The 1,132-nt window shown below is 63.4% G+C and carries 1 pseudogene; it reads right to left on the reverse strand.

Annotated elements, in window-relative coordinates:
- Positions 1–1,050: 1,050 nt before the first annotated feature.
- Positions 1,051–1,132 (reverse strand): annotated as a pseudogene (locus ABT116_RS48960) (maltokinase); the annotation flags it as partial.

The following is a 1,132-nucleotide window of genomic DNA, read 5'->3' on the forward strand; positions in this document are numbered from 1 at the left end:
CGCCGAACGGTGGTCCGAGATCAGTGACATGACCAATTCCGTCCAGGTGCCCGCGGCGTTCGATCAGACCCGCCGGTTCGTCGAGAAAGCTGTAGCCGAGCAGCCGACCACCTGAGCAGGGCAACCAGCCAACTGATCGATCCTGCTCCCCCTAAGGTGTGGTGGTGACCACACCCACGGGAGTTTCGATCGTCGACATCGTCGACAGACTGGGAATGACGTTCCTCAGCGGAGGCGACACCGTCGACGACGCCCGCACTGTCAGCCGAGTGACCCTGCACGAAGGGTCCGGAGTTACGCAGGACAGTGCGGGCGCCGTCGTGCTCGGCGCAGGACTCGCCGGGTCGGCCGACATTGCCACTGCAGTAAAAGAATACGGTTCGGCCGGAGCCGTCGCGCTGATCGTCAGGGAGCCATTGGCTGTCGACGACAGCGTCGCACGGGCGGTCGCCGAAGCCGATATCGCACTACTTGGAATGGTCAAGGATGCAAGTTGGCTGCAAAGTGCGTCGCTGATCAACGAGATCCTCGAATCCGGCAACAACGGGGACCACACGTCGGCCGCCGACGCCGACCTGTTCGATCTTGCCAACTCGATCGCTCAGGTACTGAACGGCCCGGTCACCATCGAGAATCAGTCGAGCCGGATCCTCGCGTTCTCGGCAGATCAAGCCTTCGGTGACGAGGCACGTAAGCAGAGCGTCCTCGGACATCAAGTGCCGCAGCACTATTCCGACCGACTCCGCTCGATGGGGTACTTCAACAAGATCTACGGCTCCACCCTGCCGGTATTTCTACCGGGTATCGGGCCAGGCATCAGGCCCCGAGTCGGCATGCGAATACATGCGGCATCCCAGATCCTCGGTTCGATCTGGGTGATCTTGGACGAGGAGCCGAACGAATTGCAGGTCAAAACGCTCGTCGAGGCGGCGGGCGTAGCCGCGATGAGTTTGCTTCGCGCCAAGCTGGCAGCCGATTCCGCACGACGACTGAGGTTGGGCGAGGTGATCACGCTACTGAGTGGCGGCACTTCGGCCAAGGAAGCGGCCGACCGGACGGCGAGCGCAGGCACTGCCCGAGGTGCAGATCGCCGTGCACCCGCTGCGCGGTCCAGGTGCGGCCCTCGGCGGCC

It is taken from the genome of Streptomyces sp. NPDC002130 (genome assembly GCF_040296465.1).
In the GTDB taxonomy this organism is placed as follows: Bacteria; Actinomycetota; Actinomycetes; order Streptomycetales; family Streptomycetaceae; genus Streptomyces.